Source organism: Deinococcus hopiensis KR-140, from assembly GCF_900176165.1.
GTDB lineage: Bacteria > Deinococcota > Deinococci > Deinococcales > Deinococcaceae > Deinococcus > Deinococcus hopiensis.
On the sequence record NZ_FWWU01000009.1, the window covers coordinates 1,551,619 to 1,578,382 of the forward strand.

Sequence of the window (26,764 nt, forward strand, 5' to 3'; positions counted from 1 at the left end):
GGCCTTGCGGCGTGAAGAGGGGACCACCCGGGTAGGGATTTTTACGCTGCACCTCTTTCCTGGCCTGCGCGGCGAGGTGACGGACTGCTTCGGAGCACAGAACTGGGCGGCGCTGCGCCGGGGCTTTTCCGGCAGGCCCACCGTGCGAGGCGACAGGACCGTATCGCGTGGGCAGACCGTTCCTGGCCCACCTGCTGCGGCCACTGGGGCAGCTGTGCGCGCTGCGCCGCCCGCTGGGGAGGAGAACACCTTCTTCCCGCAGGCCGACCGCTCAGCCCGCGCGGCGGGGAGAGTCGAGTTCGAGGCGCCGAACTCCGCCTGCACTTCGTCGCGGTGCAAAAAGCGCACTCCGCGCCACAGCCCGGGCAGGAACTCGCACCACCCGCGCTTCATGCCCAGCGGTCGCTACGTCACGGCCCTCAGCGAGCAGGCGTGGGTCTCAGGGGGGAACCGCCTTGTGCCACAGGTCCTGATGATCAACCTCCCGGGGGAGCCCACCGTCTTCGGCTTCCTTTGCCGTCCACTTTGAAGCGGGTGGAGGCAAACCCGCAGCCCTCCCCTGTCTGCGCCACCTGCCACACGCCCGCAGCCCATGCACTAACGTGACCCATGACCGACACCACCGCAAAGAAGAAACTGAACTGGAACAGCCATCACGTCACCCAGGGCGACGAGCGCGCCCCCAACCGCGCGATGCTGCGGGCTGTGGGGTTCGGGGACGGCGATTTCGAGAAACCGATCATCGGCGTGGCGCACGCGCAGAGCAACATCACGCCCTGCAACAACGGGCTGGGCGAACTCGCCGGGCACATTACCGATGCCATTCGTGAGGGCGGAGGGATGCCGCAGGTCTACGGAACCATTACCGTATCCGACGGCATCTCCATGGGCACAGAGGGCATGAAGTGCAGCCTGGTCAGCCGGGAAGTGATCGCGGACTCTATCGAGACGGTTTCCCGGGGCCAAAGCCACGACGGCGTAATCGTGGTCGGCGGCTGCGACAAGAACATGCCCGGCGCGATGATCGGCATGGCGCGGCTGAACATCCCCGCCGTCTTCGTGTATGGCGGCACCATCAAGCCGGGACACTACGACGGCAAAGACCTGACCATCGTGTCGGTGTTCGAGGCGGTGGGCGCGTTCGGCGCAGGCAAGATCAGCCGCGAAGACTTCGAGCAGATCGAGAAGCGTGCCTGTCCCGGCAACGGCTCGTGTGGGGGCATGTACACGGCCAACACCATGTCCTCTGCCTTCGAGGCCCTGGGCATGAGCCTGCCGTATTCCAGCACCATGAGTGCGGTGGACGCTGAAAAGGCCACCTCCTCCGCCGACTCCGCCCGCGCCCTGCTGGAGCTGATCAAGCAAGACATCCGCCCGCTGGACATTCTGACCAAGGAGGCCTTTGAGAACGCCATCACGGTGGTGATGGCCGTGGGCGGCTCGACCAACGCGGTGCTGCACCTGATGGCGATTGCTCACGCCGCGGGCGTGCCCCTGGGCCTGGAGGATTTCGAGCGCATCCGCGAACGCACCCCGATCTTCTGTGACCTGAAGCCGAGTGGGCGCTACGTGGCGACCGACCTGCACGCGGTGGGCGGAATTCCGCGCGTGATGAAGATGCTGCTCTCGGCCGGGCTGCTGCACGGCGACTGCCTGACGGTGACGGGCAAGACGGTGGCCGAAAATCTGGCTGACGAGCCGCACCAGCCGGAAGAGGGACAGGACGTGATCTTGCCCTACAGCCAGCCGCTGTATGCGCAGGGGCACCTCGCCATTTTGCGCGGCAACCTCGCGCCGGAGGGCAGCGTCGCCAAGATCAGCGGCCTGAAGCAGATCAAGATCACCGGCCCCGCACGGGTGTTCGACTCCGAAGAGGAGTGCATGGGCGCGATCATGGGCGACCAGATCCGCGCCGGAGACGTGCTATTGATTCGCTACGAGGGACCGAAAGGGGGACCGGGGATGCGGGAGATGCTCTCGCCGACCTCCGCCATTATCGGCAAGGGCCTCGGCGACAGCGTGGGCTTGATCACCGACGGCCGCTTCTCGGGCGGCACCTACGGCCTGGTGGTGGGCCACGTCGCCCCCGAGGCGTATGTGGGCGGTCCCATCGCCCTGGTGCAGGAGGGCGACACCATCGAGCTGAACGCCGAGACCTGCGAGCTGACCCTGCACGTGGACGACGCGGAGATCGCGCGCCGCCGCGCCGCCTGGGTGGCGCCCGAGCCCAGATACAAGCGCGGCGTGCTGGCAAAGTACGCGAAACTGGTCAGCAGCGCTGCGCAGGGGGCCGTGACGGACTGAATCTTCCCGGTGAGAAAGGGTGAGGCGCTTATCTTCCGCCTCACCCTTTTCTATGGGTGATTGACCGTACAGGCGGCGCGTACACTGCCGGTATCCGGAATATCTGTATCCCCCACGCTGTGCCCCGCTGGGCACCCCGGTCCTGGCCGTCCCCCAGAATCCAGCGGCAAAGTGGCGGGCGCTCACGGCGGGAAAGAAGCTCGGCGACCGCATGTCTGGCCGCGGGGTACAAAGGCGCCGGTGGGCGGCGTGGCGCTGCATGCAGACCACCGTGCAGCTGTACCTGTGCCCCGATGGCAGCTTCGTGCGCGCCGAGAAGCGGAGTGACGGCGGAAGTGCCGGGCATGTGAGCGGCGCGCCGGTACAGGATGGCAGGATTGCCGCTGAGAGCGCCCCCACGAACAGCGCCCTGGGAGGGAGCGTGCCGACAACGCGGCCGTGCGCGTGCCCGACCATCAGCGCTTCACGCAACCCTCGCGCGCGTGCCCGGTGGGCAGGCTTGGCAAATGCGCGCGGTGTACGCCGCCATGGCCGTGCAATTCAAGCCGACCGAGCGTGAACTGTCGGAGACGCTGCCGAGCGGGCGCCAGTCCACGTTCAGGAACCGTGTCCGCCGTTCGCGCCCAAAGCCGCTGATGTCCTCCACGTCCAGCAGCCACGCGCCGTTCAGGCGGCGCAGGGCCTCTCCGCGCAAGCTGAGCTGGACCGCCGGGGGTCTTTGCAGGGCGGGATCTGGGTCCCACTGCAGGCGCACGTCCGAGCGCTTCACGGCCTCTGCCCAGTCTTCCTGGGTGGCACAGCCGGACGCGCCGAAGCTGGGGGCCACCGCTTCCGCCAGCATTGCTTCAAAGCCCTCACGCTTTAGCCGCAGGGCCAGCGTCGCTTCCTGATTTTCCTTGGTCCCCAGCCCGAGCGGTACATCATCCACACGAAGTTGGGCCGATCCAACGTATGCGGGCGAAGCTGTACTTACCGCCGAAGCGCCCATACCGCGCGGCAAAGTGGCCGGTGGCGGAGCGGTACACCTGATGGACCACCACGCTCTCGGCGCCGAACTGGGCGAGGATATGGCGGCCCTCGTCCGGCCGACGGACGGTCTGCTGCGGGAAGAGCGAGGTGCGGAGGTGCATCCCCGGATTCTGGAGGCACGCCCCAGCCAGGCACAGCGCGAAATGGCGGAGACTGCCCCTCGGCCAGGAGGCTTGCCTGACCCGCGCCGAACCTTTGGCCGTCTCCCCGCTGCCCCCACGCTGCCGCTGACTGCGCTTCTTTCCTCCGGGGTCCGCCGGAGCCAGAAGCCTGCTACCGACGCACCCGCCCTCTATTGGGCGGGGTTTTTCTTTGTTTCGGTGGCAACAGAAGAGAGGCCCATGACCGAAATCACCGCAGACCACTGGCGGGCCGGGCACTACCGCGACCGTCACGCCTTCGTCTTCGAAGCGGGCCGCAACCTGGTTACGGGCTGGCCCGGGCCACAGGCAGGCGAGCACATTCTTGACCTGGGCTGCGGCACAGGCGAGCTCAGCGCGCAGACCGCGGAGACCGGCGCGCGGGTGGTGGGCGTGGACGCCTCAGCGGAGATGATCGCGGGGCGCGGGCAAAGCACGGGGGCGTGACCTTCGAGGTGGTCGACGCCCACCACCTCGCCTACGAGCAAGAGTTCGGCGCCGTGTTCAGCAACGCCGCCCTGCACTGGATGAAGCCGCTGCCCCGCGTCTTTTCCAAGGTGGCCCGCGCCCTGCGGCCTGCCGGACGGCTGGCGCTGGAGATGGGCGGCGGGGACAACGTGCTGGAGGTGCGCCGGGCGGTGGAGGGCGCGCTGGCCGAACTGGGACTGCCCGCACTGACGCACCCGTGGGTCTTTCCCGTCGCGCGTGGCTGGAGGGCTTCGGGCAGGGGTGGCTGGCTCCACGCCGGGTGAACGGAGCACCGTGATCTCGCGGGCGGACGAACTGACCCGCCACCACCTCTGGAACACACAGAACTGGGTGGCGGCCCGAAGTGCGGCTGCGGGCGCTGGCGGCGCGAACGGGAGGCCGAGCGGCGGGCAGGTGGCGAGGAGGGGGACAATAGGCGATAGGCAGACCGCCCCATGCCCCTGTGGTGGCGTACCCTGAGGGATGGACCTACACGAGATCGCCATCCGTGGCGGCTGGCGGGCCCTGGTTCCCCCAGGGTTGCGCGGCGCTCAGGAGCGGATGGAGCGCCAGGGGGTGCACTTTTTCTGGACCTGCTCCGGTGAGGGAGCGTCGGCCACCTACGTCTTCAACGCGGGCCGCCAGGACGGCAGCGCGGTCATCGCGTCGTGCGACGGCTCGGAAATGCCGCGTCAGGCGATCAGCGAGGTCATTCTCGAGACCATGACCGCCCTGGGGGCCTTTCCCCAGCAGGCCGCTCCTCAGGGCAGGTCCAGACGGTAGGTCCCAGGCCGGGCCTGACCGCCCCTGCCCTACTTTCCGCCCCTGAAGGAGCACGCACGATGGACAAGATGAGCCGCGCCTCCGTCCGCCAGTTCGCCTCGACGAGGTGCGACATCGACCTGACCCAGAACTGCGCGGGGACGCCCAAGACGTGGGCCTGATGCAGGCCGAGCGGTACCCGAGCGCCGTCGCCGGGGTCATGCAGGGACAGGCGCAGAACTGAGCTGCCGGCCCCTCTGCCCACTTCTGGCCTGTCCCCCCGTTCTCCTGCGGCGCCCGCCGAGCTTTGCCGCAGCGCCCTGGCCGTTTGCCCGTCTCCCGTCTTCGACTTGACTGAGGTGTTCGTACCTACCCAGCGTTGGTATGACGCGCCCGTAAGAAAAGAGGCCTCCATGTCTCCCACTCCACACCCCGCCCTGTCCCCCCTGACCCTGCGCTGGATGCCCGGCACCTCCGACCGCGTTCACTTCGAGAAGGGGGGCCGCACCTTCACAGTCCTTCTGCGTGACGTGCAGCGCAGCGACGCCCACAGCCTCAATCCACTGTACCTGCGGGGCCGCGTCACCCTGGGCGTCACGCGCGTTCACCTCGCGGACCTGATGGGCCCCTTGCGCCAGCACGTCAGTCGGGAAACCACCGGAACGGCTGCCGGCGCGTGGGTAGAAGGGGGTGGGCGGGCCGACGAGGAACCGCAGGACCAGTCCCCAATCTGAAAGCCAGACTGGGAAAGACCACGGGGACGCCCGCCCTGGCCCACTTTCCTCCCCTGGGCTAGACTCCGCCCATGCTTGCCCCCTCCGGTGCCCCGCCGATCACGGTGGCCTTTCTCGCGGGCCTGATCTCGTTCCTGAGTCCGTGCGTGCTGCCGCTGGTGCCCAGCTACCTGGGCGTGATGGGTGGAGCGCGGGCTCCCATGGCGCGGGCGCTGGGCTTCATCCTGGGTTTCGGGCTGGTGTTTATCGCCTTTGGGGCCACCGCGAGCGGGTTGGGCGCGCTGCTCACCACGCACAAGGCGCTGCTGGGCCGCCTCTCAGGCGTGCTGATCGTCTTTTTCGGGCTGGTAATGCTGGGCGTGGTGCGGTTGCCCCTGCTGATGCGCGACACCCGCGCGCTGGCCGACGCGGGTGGGTACGGACCGGTGGCGCTGGGGGCGGCCTTTGCTTTCGGCTGGAGTCCCTGCCTGGGCCCGACGCTGGGCAGCATTCTGGGACTGGCCGCCAGCTCCGCGAGCTTAAAGGCCGGCGTGGGCCTGCTCGCCGTATACACCCTGGGGCTGGCCGTGCCCTTCCTGCTCGCCGCGCTGCTGTGGCACCGCGTCAACCTGAGGCGACTCAACCGCTATGCGGGCGTGTTCGAGAAGGTGGGAGGGGCCATCCTCGTCGCCGTGGGCCTGCTGATGGCGGCGGGGCAGTTCACGCGGTTGGCGTCGCTGTTTTACGAGGTGATGCCGTCGTGGATGAGGGTATAGGCGCGGCGGCGCCCTTCGCCCACGTCCCGCCCTCCATTCACGCCGTTCAGCTGCGTGACTTGTGGCTCAGATTGGGCCGCGAAGTCATCCTGCGGGGCGTGACGCTGGACGTGCCCACCGGGGAGGGCGTGACCCTGCTGGGTGAGAACGGGGCGGGCAAGACCACGCTGCTGCGCCTGCTGTCCTCGGGCTTGCGGCCCACGCGGGGCGAGGGGCGGGTGATGGGCTTTGACCTGCGCGACGGGCGGGCGGTGCGGGACCACGTTCACCTGATGCCTGTGGACGGCGGGCTGTACCCGGACCTGACGGGAGCGGAGAATCTGGAATTCGCCCTGAAGATGCATGGGCAACGCGGCGACGTGGTGAGGGCGCTGCGGCGGGTGGGCCTGGAACGGGCCGCCACGCGCCGTGTCCGGTTCCTGTCGGCGGGAATGCGAAAAAGGCTGGCCCTCGCCCGCGCGCACCTGCTGGCCCGGCCCCTTACGCTGGTGGACGAGCCCTTCGCCAATCTGGACGACGCCGGGCGGGCGCTGACCCTCGATCTGCTGGAGGACCTCACGGCAGGAGGCGTCACGCTGGTGATCGCCGCGCATGAGCCCCACCTTGCGCGGCGGGTGGCTTCCCGGGCGCTGCGGCTGGCGGGGGGACAGGTGAAGGAGGCGTGAGGCTGATGGCGCGCGGCCCACGCCCTGGGGAGGCATGCGCTTTTGCCTGCCGCTTCCGCACATCTACAGCCCACACGCGGCGGACCGCACGCCGCCGGATCCGCACCGCCCGGCGGTGGGGACACCCGTGACCACCGCCCTGACCCTCGCCCTCAAGGACCTGCGCGTCGCCGGACGCACGCGCGACACACTGCTCGCCACCGCCTTTTTCGCAGGGCTGGTGCTGCTGGTGTTGGGGCTGGCGCTGGGGGGCGATACAGCGGCGCGGACTGCGGCGCAGACGGCTGGAGTGGCGTCGGGCGCGGTGTGGACGGCGCTGGCCCTGGCCGCCGCGGTGGGCGCACAGCGCGCCTTCGCCCAGGAACAGGAGGCGGGGGCGCTGGAGCAACTGACGCTGTATCCAGGGCCGCACGGAGCGCTGTACCTGGGCAAATTGCTGGGCGTGTTGGGGCCACTGCTGCTGGTGGCCGCCTTCACGCTTCCGGCGGGGCTGATCCTGTTTGGGGCGGTGGGAACGGGGCGGGCGGTAGCGTGGGGGGCACTGGCGCCGGTCACCCTGCTCGGCGTGGTGGGCTTTGCGGCAAGCACGACGTTTTACGGCTCCATCACGGTCAATCTGCGGGCGCGCGAGGCGCTGCTGCCCGCCCTCGCCTTTCCTATCCTGGTGCCCGTGGTGGTCGCCAGCGTAAAGGCCACGGCCCTGCTGCTGGACGGCGGCTGGTCTCCCGAGGTGGGCACCTGGCTGACCTTCCTGGCCGCCTTCGACGTGGGCACGGTTATCCTGGCGACGCTGCTGTTTCCCTTCGCCGTGGAGGGGTAGCGCAGGGCAGACGGGGCGAGCACGGATGAGGGCAAGGACGCGCCGAGCGTCAGGAGGACCAGCAGCGTCAGGAGCTTTGACGCGGTTTGTTCCTCCTGTGGGGCAGCGGAGAGCGGAGCCGCTGTCCTGGGAATCACGCTGGACCGAACGCCCTTCCCCACGCTTCGCTCCGGCGATGGGGCGGCACCCCCGACTAAAGTTCAAAGACAGCTGCGCTGGGGCGGGCTTACAGTCGGGGCGAGGACCCAACCTTGACCCAGACCCTGCCTGCCCCCCGTCCACGCCGCCCCGGCCTGCTGAGCGATCTGCTGCGCCCCCGCACCTACGCCGAGGGACTGTACCTGCTGCTGTCGTTTCCGCTGGGGCTGGCCTACTTCTGCGCCCTCGCGGTGGGGCTGGCGCTGGGCGCTTCGCTCGTCATCGTGTGGGTGGGGCTGCCGCTGCTGCTGCTCGTGCTGGTGGGTGCCCTGGCCGCCGCCAACTTCGAGCGTCTCCTCGCCGCCCGGCTGCTGGGCGTGCGCCTGCACCGCTTTCCCCGCCCGCGGCCGACCGATGGGTGGTGGCCCTGGGCTGTTCAGCGCCTGGGCGACGTGGGCACCTGGAAGGCGCTGCTGTACCTGCTCGTCAAGTTTCCGTTCGGGCTGGCGTCCTTCACCCTCGTGGTGGTGCTGCTGTCCCTGAGCTTCGGCCTGCTGTCGGTACCCTTTTTTGAGGGGGCCGACGCCCTGGTCTTCGGCCACCGGACCCTTAGCCTGCCGGGCCTCGCGGCGCTCCCGGTGGCGGGAGTGGGCGTGCTCGTCTTTACGGCCGGGGTGGTGCGGGGACTGGCCCACATCTGGAGTCGCCTGGCCGGAGCGCTGCTGGCCGACGCCGAGGACGGCCAGCAGGCCCGGCGGGAGGTGCGGGCCCTGAGCCGCTCGGCGTCTATCATCGCCTTTGCTGGATCGCTGGAAGAAACCCTGGGCACCCTGATCGCCCAGGCGCAGGAGGCCACGGGCGCGGCAGCCTTTGCGGTGTGGCACCTCGAACCCGGCGGGGAGGGTGGCCCAACCTGGAAGCTCGGTGCGGCCCGGGGCTTGCCGCGAGGGTTCACCGCTGGTCTGCGGGACGTGTACCAGCACGCGCCCCCGCTGGGCGACGCACTGCGCTTCGGTCAGGCGCACACCCTGCCGGACGCGCGGCGGGTGTGGCTGGGCGACGAACGCTACGCCCCTGTCCACACCTTTCTGCCCCTGCTGACCTGGGAGGGCGTCACGTCGTTGCCGCTGGTGTACCGGGGCGTGCCCGTGGGACGGCTGGACGTCTTTACCCCTGAACGCGGACCCAGCCGCCGGGAACTGGAATTTCTGGGCGCGCTCGCCGATCAGGCGGCGGTGGCGGTGGAGAATGCCCGGCTGTTCGCCCGGGTGCAGGAACAAGCCAGCCTCGAAGAGCGCCAGCGGCTGGCGCGCGAGCTGCACGACTCGGTGAGCCAGGCGCTGTACGGAGTGACGCTGGGCCTGCGCACCGCCCGCAGCTGGCTGGACCGGGACCCCGCGCGGGCCGCCGAGCCCATGGAGTACGCCCTCTCGCTCGCCGAGGGCGGCACCGCCGAGATGAAGGCGCTGCTGTTCGCCCTGCGCCCCGAGTCGCTGGAACAGGAAGGGCTGGTGGCCGCCCTGGGCAAACAGGCTGACGTCCTGAGCGCCCGCTACCGGTTGAAGGTCCACACCGACCTCGGAAGCGAGCCTTCCGCAGCGCTGAGCGTTAAAGAAGCGCTGTTTCGCATCGCGCAGGAGGCCCTGCACAACACCGTCAAGCACGCCGAAGCCAGCGAGGTCTGGCTCTCGCTGCGGCAGAGCGGCCCGTCGCTGGTCCTGTCGGTGAAGGACGACGGACTGGGCTTCGATCCGCGCGCCTCCTTTCCCGGGCACCTTGGGCTGCACTCCATGCGTGAACGGGCGCAGGGTGTCAGCGGGCAGCTCCGCCTCGAAACGGCCCCCGGGGCGGGCGTAGGACTCACCGTCACGGTGCCCGCCGGGGAACTCGCCCTTACCCGAGCGTCCCTCCAAGGAGAACAGAAATGAAACGCGCTGCCCTCGGCCTGCTGCTGGCACTCGCCGCCCTGACCCTCGCCTACGCCACGTCCCGGCCCGTCGACCCCTCGCGCGCCGCACACGCGCAGACCCTCACCGAGCCGCTGGGGACGTCGCGCGTCGCCAAGCTGGAGATTCATGTGCCCGCCGCCGATGTGCGGGTGGACACGCGGGCGGGAGCCGGGCACCTTTTCGACGCCCAGGCCACCCCTGCGGCGGGCCGTCTGGTCCGTCGGCTGAGGCCCACAGGGCCCCTCGTGTACGAACTGCAGGCGCCGGGGCGCGGACCGGGGGTGCCATGGTGGCTGTCGTGGAATGGTCAGGAGCGCCGCACGCTGGACCTGGCCCTCAATCCGGCCATGCCCACGGAGTTGGCGCTGGTGTCGAACGTGGGCGAGATGAAACTGAACCTGCGCAACGCTGCCTTGCGCCGCCTGAAGCTGCAGGGCCATGCGGGCGACATCGGCGTGATCCTGCCCGCCCGGGGCCAGTACCGCGTCCACATCGCCAGCAAGCTGGGTGAAGTGGCGGTCGTGCTGCCCACCCGCCTCGCGGCTCGGGTGACGGTGCGGCAGCGGCTGGGGGACCTGTCCATGCCCCAGGGCTTTACCCGGCGAGGCGACGTGTACACTTCGGCTGGCTACGCCCAAGCGGCGCAGCGGGTGGACCTTACCATCGAGGCGAACCTCGGCGATGTGGCGGTGAGCGTGGAGGGCGAATGACGGTACGGGTGCTGTTGGTGGACGATCACGACGTGGTGCGTCAGGGGCTGCGGATGTACCTGGGCCTGGACGACGAACTTGAAGTCATCGGCGAGGCCCGCAACGGCCAGCAGGCCGTGACCCTGGTGGCGGCGGACCCGCCCAACGTGGTGATCATGGACCTCCTGATGCCCGTGATGGACGGCGTCACGGCCATCCGAGAGATCAAGCGCCAGCACCCGGAAGTGGAGATCATCGCCCTGACGAGCGCCCTCGACGACAGCAAGGTCATCGGGGCCGTCGAGGCCGGGGCCTGCGGCTACCTGCTCAAGGACGCCTCGTCGAACGTGCTGCTCGAAGCCATCCACGCGGCCGCCCGGGGCGAGGTGCGCCTGCACCCGGAAGCGGCCCGGAGGCTGGTGCGGGAAGTGCGCGCCCCCGCCACCCAGGAGACGCTGACCCCCCGGGAAACGGAGATTCTGAAGCGCATCGCCCGGGGCCACGCCAACAAGGTCATCGCCCGGGACCTGGAGGTCAGCGAACCCACCGTGAAGGCGCACGTGTCAAGCCTGCTGGGCAAGCTGGCCGTCACGTCCCGCACCCAGGCAGCGCTGTTCGCCCTGCGCGAGGGGCTGGTGGGGCTGGAGTAGGTGGGAATCAGGGGAGGGCTAGACGCGTCAGCCGGGGTGAGGAATTGGCCCAATCCCAGGAAATACAAAGGGGTGCAGGGCTGGACCGCGGCGAGGACGGGGCGGCCCCGTCCTCGCGGCAGGTGTTCTCGCCATACGCATCCACGCGCCAAGCGGTCTTGGCGCCGGAGCGCACGAACAGACGGCGCCCCGCCCTACTCTCCCGCCACGAGCAGCACAGCCTGGCCATCGTGATCACCCGTGGTTTCCTCCACCGTGTCGAGCCTTGAGCCCATTTCCACGTACCCGGCGAGTTTGAACGGACCGCCCGCATTCAGCCGATCTGCCAGATTCTCCCGCGCCACCTGAAACGAACGGTACGGATGCCCCGGTTGCGGCAACAGGCGCACACCCTCGCGGCTGAAGGCCCCGGTCCAGGCGTAGCCGCCGGGCACAGGCACCGGGCCGAAGATACGGCCGTGGTTGTTGGGGAGCCAGAAGGGCCCGTCGCTGAACGCTTCGCCCGCTCCGCTGGGAAGCATGGGGTAGAGCTGGCCGCCCACCTCCCCGAAATAGCCGGTGGAGTGCCCACCCCTTGGTCCGTATCCGGCCGCCTTCATGGCGCTGAGCAAGCGGGCGCTCGCCTCCCCAGGGGTCCGGGCGGCCCGGTCCAACAGCACCACGTTCACCGCTTCACGCAGCGTCCGCCCCCCCACCTTTTCCCCCAGCCAGGTGGCGGGCACGAGGGCAGGGGTGATCATCCAGCGGCCCACCTCCCCGACGCCGGGCACCGAGACGGGCGCGTCGGCCGGGCGGTAGGTGGCGGGGTCTGGCAACGGGGCAGCGGGAGAGGTGGCCGAGGGTGCGCAGGCAGCGAGGACCGCGGCGGACGCGAGGGCCAGGGCCAGCAGGAGCAGGGCACGGGGGCACTTCATGCCCTACCCTACCCCGCCACACCGGTGATCAGGGGCGGGGACACTCGCACCTGTTCCGCCAGCATCAAAAACGCGATCCTGTGGGCACGAAAGCTTCCTGCTTCTGCGCTGCTCACGGTGACGCGGCGGCGAGCAGGTCAGAATGAGGTTCGAGATGAAACGAGACCGAGTAACGCCGCTGCTGGGGGCCGCCACCCTCCTCGCCCTGCTGACGGCCGTGGTCCTGGGCCTACGCGCTCCACTGGACGTCAACCAGGGCTCGCTCGTGCGGCTGTTTTTCGTCCACGTGCCCAGCGCGTGGCTGAGCTACCTCGCCTACGGCGGCACGGGCCTGTTCGGGCTGCTGTACCTCGTGACCCGCCAGCGCCGCTGGGACCGCCTCGCCATGAGCAGCGGCGAGATTGGCCTGCTGTTCACGGTGGTCACCATTGTGGGCGGGATGCTGTGGGCCAAGCCGACCTGGGGCGTGTACTGGGTGTGGGACGCACGGTTGACCACCACGGCCCTGAGCCTCGTGGTGTACGGCGGTTACCTCCTGATCCGCAGCCTGATTGACGACCCCGAGCGCCGCGCCCGCGTCTCGGCCGTGGTGGGGCTGGTGGGTACCCTGTACGTACCGGTGAACTACATGGCGGTGGAGTGGTGGCGCGGCGTGCACCAGACGCAGACGCTAAAGCTGCTAGGCAAGATCCGCTTCGACGCCGCTCCCATCTACGGCTGGGTGCTGCTGGCCGCCGTGACGGCCTTCACGCTGCTGTACGTCTACCTGTTGCGCGTGCGCGCCATCCTGGCCGCGCGGGAAGAGGCGCGTGAGGAACGCGAACTGATGGCAGACCTGACCGGCATGGAGGTGGCCCGTGGATAAGTACAGCGGCTACGTCTTGGTGGTGTACGTGGTGACGTTCGCGCTGCTGCTGGGCTACCTCGCCTGGATGTGGCTGCGCCTACGGCGCACGTCGGAGGAGGACCGGGAGTGACCGCGCACGCCCCTCTGCCCCGCGCGCGTCGGCGTCGCCGCAACCCGCTTCCCACCGTGCTGGGCGTGCTGGCCCTCGTGGCGCTGACGGCCTATATCGCCTTTTCCAACTTGGGCAAGAGCCTGGAGTATTTCGTGACACCCACCGAATACCAGCAGCAGCAGGCCCAGCTGGAGGGCCGCCCCCTGAGGATCGGTGGGCTGGTGAAGGCCGTGAAGTATGACCCCCAGACGCTGGAACTGAACTTCAACGTGACCGACGGCGGCGCGACCTTTCCCGTGCAGTACAAGGGAGCCGTCAGCGATCTGTTCAAGGAAAACCAGGGCGTCGTGGTGCGGGGGCAGTTTCGGGGACTGACCTTTCACGCTTCCGAACTCATCGTGAAGCACAGCGAGGAATACAAGGTGCCGCAGACGCAGGCCGAACTGAAAGACCTCTTGCAGCGGGAAAAGTAACGGAGCGGGGATGCTCAATCTGATTTCCTTTTCGTCGAGTGCCCTGGGCGCCCTGGGACAACTGGGGCTGCTGGGCGCGGTGGCCTTTACGCTCCTGGGCACCTGGCTGGCCTTCCTCGGCGGCGTGCGGGGAGACGCGCGGGTGACGGAAGCGGCGCGGAGAACGGTGTGGGCGGTCTTTTCCCTCGTCACGCTGGCCGTACTGACGCTGATGGTGGCCCTGCTTCGCGACGACTTTTCCGTACGCTACGTGGCCGAACACTCCATGCGCGTCTCACCCACCTGGGTAAAGGTGACGGGCCTCTGGGCCGCGCTGGAGGGCAGCATCCTGCTGTGGGCGTGGTTGCTCTCCGGCTACGCCTTTATCCTCAGCCTGACGCTGAGGCGCGACGCGCTGCGGCCCTGGGCGCTGGGGGCGATGTTCGCCAGCCTGCTGTTTTTCGTGGGCGTCTGCGCCAGCGTCGCGAGTCCCTTCACGCCGCTCGCCACGCTGCCGGTGGATGGGCGTGGACCCAATCCCGCCCTACAAAACCACTGGATGATGGCCATTCACCCGGTGCTGCTGTACCTGGGCTTCGTCGGCCTGTCGGTGCCCTTCGCCTACGCGGTGGGCGCGCTCGTGACGGGGCGACTGTCCGATCACTGGGTGGTCGTGACCCGGCGCTGGACGCTGATCGCCTGGGCCTTTCTCACCGCGGCCATCGTGGCGGGCGGCTGGTGGAGCTACGAGACCCTGGGTTGGGGCGGGTACTGGGCCTGGGACCCGGTGGAAAACGCCTCCTTCATTCCCTGGCTGCTGACCACAGCCTTTCTGCACTCCATTCAGATTCAGGAGCGGCGGGGCCTGATGCGCGCGTGGAACGTGTGGCTGATCGTGCTGGCGTATGCGTCCACAGTGCTGGGCACGTTCCTGAACCGCTCGGGCATCGTCCAGAGCGTTCACGCCTTCGCGGGTGGACCGGTGGGGCCGGTGTTTCTGGGCTTTCTCGCCTTCCTGCTGATCCTGGGCATCGGGCTGGCGGCGTGGCGCGCGCCCCACCTGCGCGACGAGGCCGAGGCACCCACACCCCTCAGCCGCGAGGGGGCCTTCCTGGCGGGCAACTGGCTGTTTCTGGTGTTCGCGGTGATGGTGCTGGTGGGTACCCTCTTTCCCACCATTGTCGAGGCGGTTCAGGGACGGCGGGACGCCTCGGTGGGGCCGGCCTTCTACAACGCCTTTGCGATTCCGCTGGGGCTGGGCCTGCTGCTCCTGATGGGTGTGGGACCGCTGCTGCCGTGGCGGCGGGCAGAAGGTCAGACGCTGTGGCGGGCGCTGTGGCCGCTGCTGCTCTCGGGCATGGGGGCGGCGCTGGTGGCGTTTGCCGCTGGGCTACGGGGCTGGGGCGTGCTGGGCACGGTGGCGCTGGGCGCGTACAACCTCGCCGGTCTGGGGCTGCTCACCGCCCGCGCTCTACGCGAGCGGCGGGCAGCGGGGCGAGGCGGCAGTTTCCCCGCCCTCGTGGGCGAGCAGCCCCGGCGGTACGGCGCGTACCTCGCCCACAGCGGCCTCGTGGTGATGGCGCTGGGGCTGGCCTTCTCGGGCGCCTACCGGCAGGACGCGCAGGCCACGCTGAACGCCGGGGCTACGCCCACCATCCTGCTGCACGAATCGCTGGCGCTGGAAGCCGTGCGGAGCGAGGCGCGGCCCTACGGCAAATCCACCGTGGCCCGGGTGAGGATCGATGGCCAGCCCTACGAGGCGCGGCTCAACACCTACATTCAGGCGGACGGGGCCACGTTCCCCTCCCCCGCCGTGCGCTACGGGCTGCTGGGCGACACCTACCTCGTGCTCACCGCTTCCGATGGGCAGGGGCGCTGGGCCAGCGTGCGCCTGATCGAGAGCCCGCTGGTGTCGTGGATCTGGTGGGGCACCCTGATCGTGGTGTTGGGCGCAGTCGTCACGCTGCTCCCTCCGCGCCGGGCGGCGGTGCGCGTGCCCAGCATTCAGGCGGCTCCGGCCACCGATTGAGAGAACCGAACATGACCGAGATGCCTTCCTCTTCCCCCACCGCCTCCCCTGCTGCGCTCCCACTGTGGCGGCGGCTCCTGCCTCCACTGATTGCGGCCTCGCTGGTGGGCGTGCTGGGCGCGGCCCTGCTCAGCCCCTCGCGTGGGGCGACGACGGGCGGCCCGCTCATCGGTAAACCCGCGCCCGCCTTTACCCTTCAGAGCCTGGACGGTACGCAGCTCAGCCTCGCCTCGCTGAAGGGCCGCCCCGTCGTGCTGAACTTCTGGGCCTCGTGGTGTGGGCCGTGCCGCGAGGAAGCGCCCCTTTTCCGCGAACTCAGCGGGCGGCAGGGCGCAGGGCTGGCGGTGGTGGGCATCTTGTTCCAGGAGACGAGCGAGAAGAGTGCGCGCGACTTTATCCGCGAGTACGCCCTCGCCTACCCGACGCTGAAAGACCCCGGCATCAATACGGGGGTGAACTACGGAGTGTCGGGCGTCCCGGAGACAGTGTTTATCGACAAGAACGGCACCGTGCAGCATATGGACCGGGGCGGCCTGACGCGTGAGAGGCTGAACGCGGGGCTGACGAAGATCGGGGTGGAGGGGCTTTGAGGCGGCCTTTGGCCTTTGGCCGTTCGCCGTTCGCGCGGTTGCTGTCCGCGGTGGGTGTGACGCTGCTCTGCGGCGCGCTGGCCGCTGCGCCCGTCACGCCGCTTACCCCCGCGCAGGAGGCGCGCGCCGCCGCCATCCAGAAAAACCTGCGCTGCCCGCTGTGCGATACGGGAGAGTCGATCTCGGAATCGGGCAGCGACATCAGCGTCAAGATGCGCTCGTCGGTGCGCGAGCAGGTGGCGGTGGGGCGCACGGACGCAGATATCTACGCCTACTTCGCCCAGCGGTACGGCAACTTCGTGCTGCTGGACCCGCCCAAGCAGGGCCGCAACCTGCTGCTGTGGGGAGCTCCACTCGCGGCGCTGGTGGCCGGAGGAGCGGTGCTGGCGGGCTTGTTGAAAAGAAAACCGGACGCGGGGAATCCAGCGGCACCCACACCCGAAGAACCCTTTGATCCCTTTCTGGCGCAGGTGCAGCGGGACACGCGGCGCGGGGGTCCTGACGTGGGGGGCGGCCCGTGATCCTGAGCGTGGTGCTGCTGGCGCTGGTGGTGCTCGCGTCGCTGGCCCTCGTGCTGGAGCCGCTGCGGGCCTCGGCCCCGGCGGACCCGGACGCGGCGGAACGCACCCGGTTGGAAGCCGAGCAAGACCGGCTGTATGGGGAACTCGCCACGTTGGAGGACGAGGCGCGCCGCCCGGACCTGGAACGCCGCGCGGCCCTGACCCTGCGGGCGCTGGACGCCCTGCCCCCTGCGCCCCGGAGTGGACGGCGCACCCGCCCAATGGCCCTCGCTGGCGCCGTCCTCGCCGCCCTCGTTACGGTGGCCGGGGCGCTGACTTTCGTGCCCCGCTGGCAACTGGCCTCCCTCTCTGCGGGCGAGGCGCAGAAGGTCCGCAACGTCCTCTCGCTGCCCGAGTTGCGCCGCCAAGCGGAGGCGAAGCGCGATCAGACGGCGTATCTGGCGTGGGGAAAGGCGGCCTTTGGTGCCGAACAGTATGACCAGGCGGTGCAGGCCTACGGCAACGCGCTGAAACTCGACGCCCGGCAACCCGAGGCGCTGCGGCGGCTGGGCATCCTGCTGCTGACCCGGCCTGATCAGGGCGGACGCTCCGCCAAGCCCGAAGACGCGCAGCAGGCCTTCCTCCTGATCCGCACCGCCGCGCAACTCGCGCCGAACGAGGCCGAGTCACAGCTGCTGCTGGGCTTCGCGCTGGCCCGCTTCGGGCAGGACAAAGACGCCCTGACGGCCCTGGAACGCTACCGGACCCTCGATCCCCAGGGCCGTGACGCCGACGAGATGATTACCGCCCTTCGCGCCCGCCAAAACGAGGACGATCCGGGGCTGCGGGTGTACGCCGCCAGTTGCGCGAGCTGCCACGGCCCGGAAGGTGCGGGAGGTGCGGTCGGCCCCAGCCTGCGGGCCTCCACCCTGACGCGGGCGGGCCTGCAGAACGTCATTGTGCTTGGGCACGGAGCGATGCCCGCCTTTCCCAATCTGAAGCCCACTGAACTCAAAGCCCTGCTGGACGTGCTGGAGCGCTGGCAGAAGGAAGGGCCGTGAGGCTCAGCCGCCGCGAGGTGCTGGAGCGCTGGTGGACGCTGCCGGTGGCGGGCACGCTGGGCGCATTCGGGTATATGGGCTGGTACGCCTCACGGGTGACGTTCGGCAAGCGCAAGGCCGGAGCACCGGATTTTCAGCCGGGCGAGGCGGTGCGGGTGACCACCACGGGGACTCTGGCGCAGGACTGGGCCGAGGTGCCCTTCACCTATGGGGGACGGCCCTGTGTGGCCCTGCACGTTCCCCGTCCCGTTGCAGGGGGACTGAGCGTGGGGGGGGTCCACTACGCGGCCTACTCGCGCGTCTGCACCCATCTGGGCTGCTTGGTGAACCTCGTGCGGGACCCCGAGGTGCTGGCGTTCGCGTACAACTACCGCCCGCCGCAGAACGACCCGCACCCACAACTGGGCTGTCCGTGCCACTTCAGCGTATTCGATCCGCTGCGGGCGGGAGAAGCCGTGTTCGGCAAGGCGTACAGGCCGCTGCCCCGCGTGCGGCTGGAGGTGCGGGGCGGCGACGTGTACGCCACCGGCATCGAAGCTGCGCCTGCCGCCGGCACATAGCCAGAGCTATGTTGACGGGCATGACGGAGCTGACCCTCACCTGGAGCGATGTGGAGGCCGCCTCCCGCGTCCTGATCGCCACCGCCACGCACCGTGCCAAGCGGGGTGAGCCGCTGTGGACGCCGACGGGCCTCACGCCCGAGCGCCTCTCGCGGCACTACCCAGCGCAGGGCTGGCGGGTGGCGTGGCAGGGCGGGCAGGCGGTGGCCACTTACGTGTTGCTGGACGCGGACACCCTCTTCTGGCCGGATGATCTGCCGGGTGTGGCGCGCTACCTACACAAACTCGGCGTTCACCCGGACGCGCAGGGACAGGGGCTGTCAGCGCGGATGCTGGAGGACGCCGTACAGCAAACCCACCGGAAAAAATGTTCATGGCTGCGGCTGGATACCGCGGCCAACCGCCCCAAACTCCGCGCGCTATACGAGAATGCGGGCTTCCGGAGGGTGGACGAGGTGGAAGTGAAGGGCCTGCGCGTCGTGCGGTACGAGTTGCCCATCATGTCAGGCTAAACGCCGCGCCACCTCTGCCCGCACCGCGGGGGCCACCACCGTCCCGAACAACTCGATAGAGCGCATGATCTGGGCGTGGGGAAAAGTGCCCACGCTCATCTGCATCAGGAAGCGCCGGTGACCGAACAAGGCGTGCTGGGCAAGAATTTTCTCCGTCACCTGTTCGGGATCACCGACGAAGAGGGCCCCCCCGAGGGTCCGTTCCGCCTCGAAGTGGGCCCGGGTGATGGGGGCCCAGCCCCGCTCGCGCCCGATGCGGTTCATGACCACCGCGTGTGGCCCAAACGCCTCGTCGCCCGCCTGCTGGGAGGTGGGGGCAATGTAACCGTGCGAGTTGATCCCCAGGGAGGGGGTCGCCGGACCGTGTCCCGCCGCCTGCGACGCCGTGCGGTACAGCTCGGCGAACGGTCCAAACTGCGCCCACTGCCCCCCGATAATCGCCACCGCCATCGGCAGGCCGAGCGTCCCTGCCCGCCGCGCCGAGGAAGGCGTGCCGCCCACGGCCAGCCAGAGGGGCAGGGGATCTTGCACCGAACGGGGATAAACGCCCTCGCCGCGTAGAGGCGCGCGCGTGCGGCCCTGCCAGCTTACCTGCGTCTGCGCACGCAGCCGCAGCAGCAGGTCCAGCTTCTCGGAAAACAGGGCGTCGTAATCGGCGGGCATTCCGCCCAGGAACAGGGGAAAGGATTCGGCGAAAGACCCTCGCCCCACCATAATCTCGGCCCGGCCGCCCGAAACCAGGTCAAGGGTGGCGAACTGCTGGTACACGCGTACGGGGTCCTCGGTGCCCAGCACGGTTACCGCGCTCGTCAGACGGATCTTTCGCGTGCGGCCCGCCATGGCCGCGAGCACCGTAGGGGGCGAGGACACGAGGTAGTCTGGGCGGTGGTGCTCGCCCACGCCGAACACGTCCAGCCCGACCTGATCGGCGAGTTCGGCTTCCTCCAGCAGGTCCTTCACGCGCTGCTGGGGCGAGACGGTCAAGCCGCTCACCGGGTCCGGCGTCAGGTCCCCGAAGGTGTAGAGGCCCAGCTGGAAGGGGGTGGGAGACGTGGTCATGCTTCTACTGTGCCGTAAGGAGAGGCCGGAGCACAGCCGCATGTTCCCTTATGCTGAGGGACGTGCTGACGAACGTTTGTTTGCCTGCGTTCTACCTTTTCAGGAGGAACACATGAGCGCCGACTTGCCCCGTCCCCGCAGCGTGTTGTTCGCGCCGGGCAACCGCGCAGACCTGATCGCCAAGCTGCCGCGCACAGCGCCCGACGCCGTCGTGATCGATCTGGAAGACGCCGTGCCCGGCACGTCCGGGGCGAAGGCCGCTGCCCGTCCCATCGCACGCGACGCCGCGCGGGACCTGATCGCCGCCGCGCCACACCTGGCGGTGTTCGTGCGGGTGAACGGCGTGCATTCGCCTTTCTTCTCCGGTGACCTCGGCGTGCTGACGCCCGAACTCGCCGGAGTGGTGGTGCCCAAGCTGGAGTCGGCGGCGGACGTGCGGGCTGTGGTGGAGGCGCTGCGGACGCGAGGGCTGGGCCTTCCCCTCCTCGCCGGACTGGAAACGGGCGCGGGGGTGTGGAACGCCCGTGAGATTCTGGCCGAGCCGCCCGTACAGTGGGCCTACTTCGGAGCCGAGGACTACACCACGGACCTCGGTGGGGGGCGCACGCCCGGGAACCTGGAAGTGCTGTACGCCCGCTCACGCGTGGCTCTCGCCGCGCGGCTGACGGGCGTTCACGCGCTGGACATCGTGGTCACGCGCCTGAATGACGCGGAAGGCTTCCGCGAGGACGCCGCGCAGGGCCGTTCCCTCGGCTACGGCGGCAAGCTGTGCATTCACCCGGGCCAGGTGGCGCTGGCCCATGAATTCTTCGGCCCTACCGATGCCGAAGCCGGGCGTGCCCGCCGCTTGCTAAGCGCGGCCCAAGAGGCGGCGGAAGAAGGCCGGGGGGCCTTCGCCTTCGAGGGGCAGATGGTGGACGAACCCATGCTCGCCAAGGCCCGCGCCATTCTGCACGCCAGAGGAGAGACCCTGTGAACGAGGACCTGCTGCGCCCCCAGGGGCGCTATTTTGAAGAACTTCCCACGGGCACCGTCATCCGCCACCGCGTGACGCGCACCGTGACAGAAGCCGACAACGTATTTTTCACGACGCTCACCATGAACCCCCAACCCCTGCACCTCGATCACGAGTACGCGGCGGCCACCGAGTTTGGGCGGCCCCTGGTCAACAGCCTGCTGACGCTGAGCCTCCTCGTGGGCCTGAGCGTCCACGAGTTGACGCTGGGCACGCTGGTGGCGAACCTGGGTCTGAGCGACGTGGTGTTTCCCAAGCCTGTCTTTCACGGCGACACCATTCGGGCGGAGTCGGAGGTCCTCGAAGCCCGCGAAAGCCGCAGCCGCCTGGACGCGGGGATCGTGGTGGTGGAGCACCGCGCCATCAACCAGCGCGGCGAGGTGGTGGCGCAGTGTCAGCGGACGGCGCTGATGCAGAAGCGACCGTCCTCGGTGAGCGGTGAGCCCTAAGTGTCAAGGAGAGGACTTCTCTTTGACTGAGCCCAGCGAGCGAGCTTGAATGGACATGGGGGAGAATGGGGAGCCGGCAGGGATGCCCTTCCACGCGCGGCGCCACGCCATTCGGACAACTGCCCCAGGTTTCAGTCCGCTCCACCCAGACTGGCCTGCTCGTCGATCACCCGGCTCCAGACCACTTGACGGGTGCGCCAGGCGAAGATGCCCACCTTGACGATTTCCTCAGCAGCGCGGGCGAGCAGCACGCCCCAGATGCCCAGGTCCAGACCGAAAGCGAGCAGCCACGCGAGCGGCAATCCCACCAGGAAGGCGGAGGTGGCGTCCCCGATCAGCACGCCCCGCGTGTCGCTGGCGGAGGGCAGCACCCCGCCACCCCGCACCATATTGGCAACTTTGGCCACCTGCACCGCGGCGTTGAGCAAGATGGTGCTCTGCGCCACCGCCCGCACTTCCGCTCCCACCTGCGGGTACAGCAGGGGCAGGAGAAACGCCGAGCAGGCGAACAGCGCTCCGAAGGCCAGGCCCGTCAACACGCCGAAGCGCTCCACCACCCGCGCCCGTTCCCGCGCCAGCCGGGCGTCCCCCTGCCCCACCGCCTGACCGATCAGCGCCGTGGCGGCAGGCACCAGCCCGAAGGAGGACACGACGAAGATGCCTTCCAGGGTATAGCCGATCTGCGCCCCCGCCAGGACGGACGTGCCCAGCCGGGCGAGCAGCAGCGCGTACAGCAGATTGCCGCCGCTCCAGGCGAGTTGCGTGGCGGCGAGAGGCAGGGAGAGGCGCAGCAGCTCAGCGGTCAGTACCCGGCCCTGCGCGCTCAGCCCCAGCCAGGCCGGGCGCACGAAGCGGCGAGGACCGTACAAGAAGCCCAGCAGCAGCGCCACCCGCAGCGCCTGGCCGCCCAGCGCTCCCCAGGCCGCGCCCACCAGGCCCAGCCGCGGAAAGCCCGCCAGGCCGCGCACAAGCGCGTAGCCCAGCGCCACGTTCACGGCGGCGGCGAGGATGGTGGCCGCCATCGGTACGCGGGGCCGTTCCAGCGACCGCAGCACGCTGCCCATCACCACACTCAGCACGATGAGGGGCACCCCCAGCAGCGCCACCTGAAAGAAGGGCCGGGCCGCCTGCTCCAGCTCGGCCGGAGCTCCCAGCAGCGCAAGCAGGGGCCGGGCAAAAGTATGCAGGGTCAGCGTCAGCACCAGCGTCACGGCCCCGGCCAGCAGCAGGGCCGTGCCCGTGGTGCGCGCCACCGCGTCCCGGTCCCCCGCGCCGTACGCCCGCGCCACCAGGATACCCGCGCCCGAACCGAGGGTTCCCAGGGTGAAAATCGCCATCAGCGTGACGTTGTTCGACAGCCCCACGGCGGCGACGGCAGTGGCGCCGAGGGAGGCGACGATAAGTTGGGCCAGAAAGTTGAACAGCAGTTGGACAAACGCTTCCAGGCTGGCGGGTAGGGCCAGCCGCAGCACGTCCCGCAGGTGAGAACTGAACACGGTAAACCTCCGGCGAAGTCGCCAGAACGGGAGCGGGCCAGCGGGAAAGCCCGCCCCCACGGCAAGGGTGAGGGCGGGGAGTGGGAGCAAAACTCAGGTCAGTCCGCCGCCTCGTACCAGTTGCGGTCCCAGCGGTGGGCAGAGAGCTTTTTCACCTGCTCGGCGGGCAGGCCGTGCCCGTCAGCGAGCGCAACGTTACGCTCCACGTTCCGCACGCTGCGCATCCCGACGATCACGGTGCTCACCGCCGGGTGCGACAGCACGAAACGCAGGGCCGTCTCGGGAAGCTGTTCGGTGGTGATGCCCAGGTCCGACCCGATGGCGCGCAGACGCGGTTGCAGCTCCGCCTTGCGGTTGCCGCCGAAGTAGCGGTTGCGCCAGTCGCCTTCGGGGAAGGTGGTCTCGGGCGTAATGCGGCCCGTCAGGCTGCCCTCATCCAGCGCCACGCGCACGATCACACCCACCCCGTTGGCGAGGCAGGCGTCGAGCAGGCGGTCTTGCGGCGACTGGTCAAAGACGTTGTAGATGACCTGCACCGTTTCCACCGCGCCCGCCTCCACAGCCTTGATTGCGTTGTCCGGCTGGTGATCGTTGATGGAGATGCCGAAGTGCCGGACCTTGCCGTCGCGCTTGAGTTGCGCGGCCGCCGCCTGCCAGTCGCCCTGACCCAGCCAGGAGTCGTTCCAGACGTGAAGCTGCTGAACGTCGATGGTGGGCAGACCCAAGCGCTCCAGGCTGGCTTGCGTCATGCGGATTACGTACTCGCCGGGATAGGCCTCGTCGGCGGTGGCTTCGGGGGGGGCAGGCCAGCGCAGGTTCTTGGGACTGATCTTGGTGGCGACCAGGGTACCGGGATGCTCGCGCGCCACCTGCCCGACGAGGCGCTCGCTGTGACCATCGCCGTAGCCCATGGCTGTATCGATAAAGTTGCCGCCCAGCTCGATGTAGCGGCGCAGGGCGGTAAGGCTCTCGTCGTCCTGCGCGCCCTTCCACATGTCGGCCCCGATGCCCCAGGCCCCGTAGCCGATCTCGGTGACGTGAAGGCCGGTACGGCCCAGCGGACGGGTATGCAGCGGAGGGGTCTCTAAGCTCATACGGCCCACCCTACGCCTGTTGCCGGACGGGTGGCATAAAGGCTGACTTTAGGCTTACACACAACAAAAGGCCGGTATTCTGAAAGCGCCTGTGGACCCGGCTTACACTGGAGCTGGCCCGCCTATGCCCTTGCCCCCCATCTCTGAATCTCTGATGCCGGACCAGGCGGCGCCCACTCCCGTGGACCCACGGTCCGGCTACCTGCTCGCCGCGCTGCTCGCCGGGGCGGCGCTGATCCTGCGCCAGGCGCTGACACCGGTGCTTGGAAACGATCTTCCCTATCTGCTCTCGCTGCTGGCCATCACCACCAGCGCCGTGATCGCGGGCGAACGTCCGGCCCTCCTCGCCACGCTGCTCAGCGCCGCGGGCATCAACTTTCTGGTCACCCAGCCCCGTTTCCGCTTCACCCTGGTCCTTTCGCTGTCCGAGTCGGTGGGTCTGCTGCTGTTTTTGCTGGTCGGCATAGGCATCAGCTGGCTGGGAGGCAAGCACCTGGCAACGCTGCAGCAGGCACGCGCCGGAGCACAGGCCCTGCGCGAACGCGAGGCGCAGCTGCGTGCCCTGACCGACAACCTGCCGGGCGCGATGACCTATCAGGCCGAGCGGCTGCCCGGCGGCACGACCCGGTTCCTGTATGTGAGCGGGTCCGTCCAACGCCTGCTGGGCGTCTCGCCGGCGCAGGTCTACTCCGATTCCGGCGAGCTGTACGGTCTGATCCTGCCCGAATACCTGCCTGCCGTGCTGGAAGCCGAGGAACGGGCGGTGCGCCTAGGCACCACCTTTGAGATCGAGGTGCCCATGCGGTTGGCGGACGGCAACCGGCGCTGGATGCACCTGGCCTCCTCCCTGCGCCGGTTGCCAAACGGGCGCGAGCTGTGGGACGGCGTGGCCTTCAACGTGACCGAACGGCGGGAGGCGCAAGAAGCCCTGCAGGCGCTCAACACCGCGCTGGAGGAGCGGGTGGCAGAGCGAACTGAACAGCTCGTGCGCTCGAATCAGGAGCTGGAGCAGTTCGCCTACGTCGCCTCGCATGACCTCAAGGCCCCCCTGCGGACGATCACCAGCTTTCTGCAGCTGCTGGAGCGGCGCTACGGCGATCAGCTTGACGAGCGGGCCACCACCTACATCCAACACGTGGTAGAGGCGGCGGCGCGCATGAACCTCCTGATCGACGATCTGCTGGCGTACGCCCGCCTGGGCCGCGAGCGCAAGGTGGGCCGTGTGGAACCGGAAAAAGTCTTGCAGGACGTGCTGAATAACCTCCACAGCCTGATCGAGGAGCGGGGCGCGCGCGTGGAGGCCGGCCTCCTGCCCCCCGTGCAGACCGACGAGACGCAGCTGCGCCAGGTGCTGCAAAACCTCGTGGGCAACGGACTGAAGTTTCAACCGCCAGACCGGGTGCCCGAGGTCCAGGTCCGCGCCGAGCGCCAGGGCGACCGGGTGCGCTTCGCAGTGCAGGACAACGGCATTGGCATCGAGCCCGAATACCATGAGCGGATTTTCGGCGTCTTTCAGCGCCTCCACACCCGCAGCCAGTACGCGGGCAGCGGTGTGGGCCTCGCGATCGTCAAGCGCATCGTCGAGGAGGACGGGGGACACATCGAGCTGCACTCCATCCCCACGGAGGGCACCACCTTCTTCTTCACCCTGCCCGCTGCAGACGGGCCTACTTCCTGATCTTCCAACTCTCGCTTCTTCTTTGCATTTGAAAAACAATTACGACACTTTCCTTGACATTTACAAAGCCTACGGTCAGAATACGCCCACTGAGGCTGCCATGACCGATCAAGTTGCCCCCCTGATTCCTGCCCGTTCCTGGGCCATCATCGACTCCACTCTGCGGGAGGGCGAGCAGTTCGCACGCGGCAACTTCAAAACGGACGACAAGATCGAGATCGCGCGGGCGCTGGACGCCTTCGGAGCCGAATTCATCGAGGTCACCACGCCCATGGTGGGCGAGCAGACCCAGGCCGATATCCGCCGGCTGACCTCGTTGGGACTCAAGGCCCGCATCCTGACCCACGTGCGCTGCCACATGGACGACGTGCAGCGGGCGGTGGACCTCGGCGTGGACGGCCTGGACCTTTTGTTCGGCACGAGCTCCTTCCTGCGTGAATTTAGCCACGGCAAGAACATCGCCCAGATCATCGACACGGCGTCCGAGGTGATCGGCTGGATCAGGCACAACCGCCCGGACCTGGAAATCCGCTTCAGCGCGGAAGACACCTTCCGCTCGGAGGAAGCGGACCTGATGGCGGTGTACCGCGCGGTGTCGGACCTCGGCGTTCACCGCGTCGGGCTGGCGGATACAGTGGGCGTCGCCACGCCCCGGCAGGTTTACACGCTGGTCCGCGAGGTCCGCAAGGTGATTCACGCCGAGTGCGGCATCGAGTTTCACGGGCACAACGACACGGGGTGCGCGGTGTCCAACGCCTACGAGGCCATCGAGGCGGGGGCCACCCACATCGACACCACGATTCTCGGGATTGGCGAGCGTAACGGCATTACCCCCTTGGGCGGGTTTCTGGCCCGTATGTTCACCTTCGATCCGCAGGGACTCATCGACAAGTACAACCTGGACCTGCTGCCCGAACTCGACGGCATGATCGCGCGGATGGTGGGCCTGCCCGTGCCCTGGAACAACTACCTGACGGGCGAATTCGCCTACAACCACAAGGCGGGCATGCACCTCAAGGCCATCTACCTCAACCCCGGGGCCTACGAGGCCATTCCCCCCGGCGTGTTTGGCGTGGGCCGGCGTATCCAGGCGGTCAGCAAGGTGACCGGTAAGCACGCCATCGCCTACAAGGCGCGCGAACTGGGCCTGCACTACGGTGAGGACGCCCTGCGGCAGGTTACGGACCACATCAAGAACCTGGCCGAACAGGGCGAGCTGGACGACAGCCACCTGGAGCAGGTGCTGCGCGAGTGGGTGCGGGCGTAGGGGAAGCGTTCAGGGGTCGGCGATTG

30 protein-coding genes are annotated in these 26,764 nt (G+C 68.8%); 24 read left to right on the forward strand and 6 right to left on the reverse strand.

Going from position 1 to position 26,764, the window contains the following annotated elements; genetic code table 11:
• Positions 1 to 4 precede the first annotated feature (4 nt).
• Both B9A95_RS32570 and ilvD read left to right on the forward strand, forming a co-directional pair.
• A complete protein-coding gene (locus B9A95_RS32570; protein ID WP_139806918.1) occupies positions 5 to 529 on the forward strand; it encodes a hypothetical protein in 525 nt (174 codons plus the stop codon).
• An 80-nt stretch (positions 530 to 609) separates the two neighbouring features.
• Positions 610 to 2,304, forward strand: a complete 1,695-nt coding sequence (ilvD, locus tag B9A95_RS21080; RefSeq protein ID WP_084049070.1) for a dihydroxy-acid dehydratase — start codon at positions 610 to 612, stop codon at positions 2,302 to 2,304.
• Between the two features lie 463 nt (positions 2,305 to 2,767).
• Here ilvD and B9A95_RS21085 read toward each other — a convergent pair whose 3' ends face one another.
• Both B9A95_RS21085 and B9A95_RS34720 read right to left on the reverse strand, forming a co-directional pair.
• A complete protein-coding gene (locus B9A95_RS21085; protein WP_212648363.1) occupies positions 2,768 to 3,232 on the reverse strand; it encodes a DUF4291 family protein in 465 nt (154 codons plus the stop codon).
• On the reverse strand, positions 3,225 to 3,434 hold the full coding sequence (locus tag B9A95_RS34720) for a DUF4291 family protein (RefSeq protein WP_212648364.1): 210 nt from the start codon (positions 3,432 to 3,434) through the stop codon (positions 3,225 to 3,227). Before B9A95_RS34720 ends, B9A95_RS21085 begins: the two co-directional genes overlap by 8 nt.
• A 240-nt stretch (positions 3,435 to 3,674) precedes the next feature.
• On the opposite strand from B9A95_RS34720, the gene B9A95_RS36370 reads away from it, so the two are divergent.
• The 10 genes from B9A95_RS36370 (at position 3,675) to B9A95_RS21130 (ending at position 11,103) form a co-directional block, all read left to right on the forward strand.
• Positions 3,675 to 3,920, forward strand: a complete 246-nt coding sequence (locus B9A95_RS36370; RefSeq protein WP_281255884.1) for a class I SAM-dependent methyltransferase — start codon at positions 3,675 to 3,677, stop codon at positions 3,918 to 3,920.
• Positions 3,917 to 4,225 (forward strand): class I SAM-dependent methyltransferase, encoded by a 309-nt coding sequence (locus B9A95_RS36375; protein ID WP_281255885.1) that lies wholly within the window; start codon positions 3,917 to 3,919, stop codon positions 4,223 to 4,225. Before B9A95_RS36370 ends, B9A95_RS36375 begins: the two co-directional genes overlap by 4 nt.
• Positions 4,226 to 4,424: 199 nt before the next feature.
• Positions 4,425 to 4,724, forward strand: a complete 300-nt coding sequence (locus B9A95_RS21095; RefSeq protein WP_084049072.1) for a hypothetical protein — start codon at positions 4,425 to 4,427, stop codon at positions 4,722 to 4,724.
• A 392-nt stretch (positions 4,725 to 5,116) separates the two neighbouring features.
• The gene (locus B9A95_RS21100; RefSeq protein ID WP_245808417.1) at positions 5,117 to 5,437 is read left to right on the forward strand and encodes a hypothetical protein; all 321 of its coding nucleotides are present in this window, start codon (positions 5,117 to 5,119) and stop codon (positions 5,435 to 5,437) included.
• Positions 5,438 to 5,508: 71 nt separating this feature from the next.
• The gene (locus B9A95_RS21105) at positions 5,509 to 6,192 is read left to right on the forward strand and encodes a cytochrome c biogenesis CcdA family protein (RefSeq protein WP_084049073.1); all 684 of its coding nucleotides are present in this window, start codon (positions 5,509 to 5,511) and stop codon (positions 6,190 to 6,192) included.
• A complete protein-coding gene (locus tag B9A95_RS21110; protein ID WP_245808418.1) occupies positions 6,177 to 6,857 on the forward strand; it encodes an ABC transporter ATP-binding protein in 681 nt (226 codons plus the stop codon). The genes B9A95_RS21105 and B9A95_RS21110 overlap by 16 nt, the downstream gene beginning before the upstream one ends.
• Positions 6,858 to 6,891: 34 nt before the next feature.
• The gene (locus tag B9A95_RS21115; protein ID WP_084049074.1) at positions 6,892 to 7,677 is read left to right on the forward strand and encodes a heme exporter protein CcmB; all 786 of its coding nucleotides are present in this window, start codon (positions 6,892 to 6,894) and stop codon (positions 7,675 to 7,677) included.
• 251 nt (positions 7,678 to 7,928) lie between these two features.
• Complete coding sequence (locus B9A95_RS21120) at positions 7,929 to 9,743, forward strand: sensor domain-containing protein (protein WP_084049075.1); 1,815 nt, start codon at positions 7,929 to 7,931, stop codon at positions 9,741 to 9,743.
• A complete protein-coding gene (locus B9A95_RS21125) occupies positions 9,740 to 10,474 on the forward strand; it encodes a hypothetical protein (RefSeq protein ID WP_084049076.1) in 735 nt (244 codons plus the stop codon). The genes B9A95_RS21120 and B9A95_RS21125 overlap by 4 nt, the downstream gene beginning before the upstream one ends.
• Positions 10,471 to 11,103, forward strand: a complete 633-nt coding sequence (locus B9A95_RS21130) for a response regulator (RefSeq protein WP_084049077.1) — start codon at positions 10,471 to 10,473, stop codon at positions 11,101 to 11,103. The genes B9A95_RS21125 and B9A95_RS21130 overlap by 4 nt, the downstream gene beginning before the upstream one ends.
• Positions 11,104 to 11,297: 194 nt before the next feature.
• Here B9A95_RS21130 and B9A95_RS21135 read toward each other — a convergent pair whose 3' ends face one another.
• Positions 11,298 to 12,017, reverse strand: coding sequence for a hypothetical protein (locus tag B9A95_RS21135; RefSeq protein WP_084049078.1), 720 nt, complete (start codon positions 12,015 to 12,017; stop codon positions 11,298 to 11,300).
• Positions 12,018 to 12,171: 154 nt separating this feature from the next.
• Between B9A95_RS21135 and ccsA the strand changes: the two genes are divergently transcribed.
• The 8 genes from ccsA to B9A95_RS21175 all read left to right on the forward strand — a co-directional run bounded on the left by ccsA (position 12,172) and on the right by B9A95_RS21175 (position 18,680).
• Positions 12,172 to 12,882, forward strand: a complete 711-nt coding sequence (gene ccsA / locus B9A95_RS21140; RefSeq protein WP_084049079.1) for a cytochrome c biogenesis protein CcsA — start codon at positions 12,172 to 12,174, stop codon at positions 12,880 to 12,882.
• 108 nt (positions 12,883 to 12,990) lie between these two features.
• Positions 12,991 to 13,449 (forward strand): cytochrome c maturation protein CcmE, encoded by a 459-nt coding sequence (ccmE, locus tag B9A95_RS21145; RefSeq protein WP_084049080.1) that lies wholly within the window; start codon positions 12,991 to 12,993, stop codon positions 13,447 to 13,449.
• Between the two features lie 10 nt (positions 13,450 to 13,459).
• The gene (locus B9A95_RS21150; RefSeq protein ID WP_084049081.1) at positions 13,460 to 15,457 is read left to right on the forward strand and encodes a heme lyase CcmF/NrfE family subunit; all 1,998 of its coding nucleotides are present in this window, start codon (positions 13,460 to 13,462) and stop codon (positions 15,455 to 15,457) included.
• Positions 15,458 to 15,468: 11 nt separating this feature from the next.
• Complete coding sequence (locus B9A95_RS21155; protein WP_084049082.1) at positions 15,469 to 16,047, forward strand: TlpA family protein disulfide reductase; 579 nt, start codon at positions 15,469 to 15,471, stop codon at positions 16,045 to 16,047.
• Positions 16,044 to 16,568 (forward strand): cytochrome c-type biogenesis protein, encoded by a 525-nt coding sequence (locus B9A95_RS21160; protein WP_084049083.1) that lies wholly within the window; start codon positions 16,044 to 16,046, stop codon positions 16,566 to 16,568. Before B9A95_RS21155 ends, B9A95_RS21160 begins: the two co-directional genes overlap by 4 nt.
• A complete protein-coding gene (locus tag B9A95_RS21165) occupies positions 16,565 to 17,608 on the forward strand; it encodes a c-type cytochrome (RefSeq protein WP_084049084.1) in 1,044 nt (347 codons plus the stop codon). The genes B9A95_RS21160 and B9A95_RS21165 overlap by 4 nt, the downstream gene beginning before the upstream one ends.
• Positions 17,605 to 18,168, forward strand: a complete 564-nt coding sequence (locus B9A95_RS21170) for a Rieske (2Fe-2S) protein (protein ID WP_245808419.1) — start codon at positions 17,605 to 17,607, stop codon at positions 18,166 to 18,168. The genes B9A95_RS21165 and B9A95_RS21170 overlap by 4 nt, the downstream gene beginning before the upstream one ends.
• A 20-nt stretch (positions 18,169 to 18,188) precedes the next feature.
• Positions 18,189 to 18,680 (forward strand): GNAT family N-acetyltransferase, encoded by a 492-nt coding sequence (locus tag B9A95_RS21175; RefSeq protein ID WP_084049085.1) that lies wholly within the window; start codon positions 18,189 to 18,191, stop codon positions 18,678 to 18,680.
• On the opposite strand, the gene B9A95_RS21180 is transcribed toward B9A95_RS21175, so the two are convergent.
• Positions 18,672 to 19,739, reverse strand: a complete 1,068-nt coding sequence (locus tag B9A95_RS21180; RefSeq protein ID WP_084049086.1) for an LLM class flavin-dependent oxidoreductase — start codon at positions 19,737 to 19,739, stop codon at positions 18,672 to 18,674. The genes B9A95_RS21175 and B9A95_RS21180 overlap by 9 nt on opposite strands.
• 112 nt (positions 19,740 to 19,851) lie before the next feature.
• On the opposite strand from B9A95_RS21180, the gene B9A95_RS21185 reads away from it, so the two are divergent.
• Complete coding sequence (locus tag B9A95_RS21185) at positions 19,852 to 20,715, forward strand: HpcH/HpaI aldolase/citrate lyase family protein (RefSeq protein WP_084049087.1); 864 nt, start codon at positions 19,852 to 19,854, stop codon at positions 20,713 to 20,715.
• Positions 20,712 to 21,203 carry a MaoC family dehydratase gene (locus tag B9A95_RS21190; RefSeq protein WP_084049088.1) on the forward strand — a complete coding sequence of 164 codons (492 nt, stop codon included), beginning with the start codon at positions 20,712 to 20,714 and terminating at the stop codon, positions 21,201 to 21,203. Before B9A95_RS21185 ends, B9A95_RS21190 begins: the two co-directional genes overlap by 4 nt.
• 131 nt (positions 21,204 to 21,334) lie before the next feature.
• Here B9A95_RS21190 and B9A95_RS21195 read toward each other — a convergent pair whose 3' ends face one another.
• The gene (locus B9A95_RS21195) at positions 21,335 to 22,699 is read right to left on the reverse strand and encodes an MATE family efflux transporter (RefSeq protein ID WP_084049089.1); all 1,365 of its coding nucleotides are present in this window, start codon (positions 22,697 to 22,699) and stop codon (positions 21,335 to 21,337) included.
• A 98-nt stretch (positions 22,700 to 22,797) separates the two neighbouring features.
• Positions 22,798 to 23,793 (reverse strand): aldo/keto reductase, encoded by a 996-nt coding sequence (locus B9A95_RS21200; RefSeq protein ID WP_084049090.1) that lies wholly within the window; start codon positions 23,791 to 23,793, stop codon positions 22,798 to 22,800.
• 124 nt (positions 23,794 to 23,917) lie between these two features.
• Here B9A95_RS21200 and B9A95_RS21205 point away from each other — a divergent pair, with 124 nt between their 5' ends.
• Together B9A95_RS21205 and lysS are read left to right on the forward strand one after the other, a co-directional pair.
• The gene (locus B9A95_RS21205) at positions 23,918 to 25,471 is read left to right on the forward strand and encodes a sensor histidine kinase (protein WP_084049091.1); all 1,554 of its coding nucleotides are present in this window, start codon (positions 23,918 to 23,920) and stop codon (positions 25,469 to 25,471) included.
• Between the two features lie 100 nt (positions 25,472 to 25,571).
• Positions 25,572 to 26,738, forward strand: coding sequence for a homocitrate synthase (gene lysS / locus B9A95_RS21210; protein WP_084049092.1), 1,167 nt, complete (start codon positions 25,572 to 25,574; stop codon positions 26,736 to 26,738).
• The last annotated feature ends 26 nt before the right edge of the window (positions 26,739 to 26,764 follow it).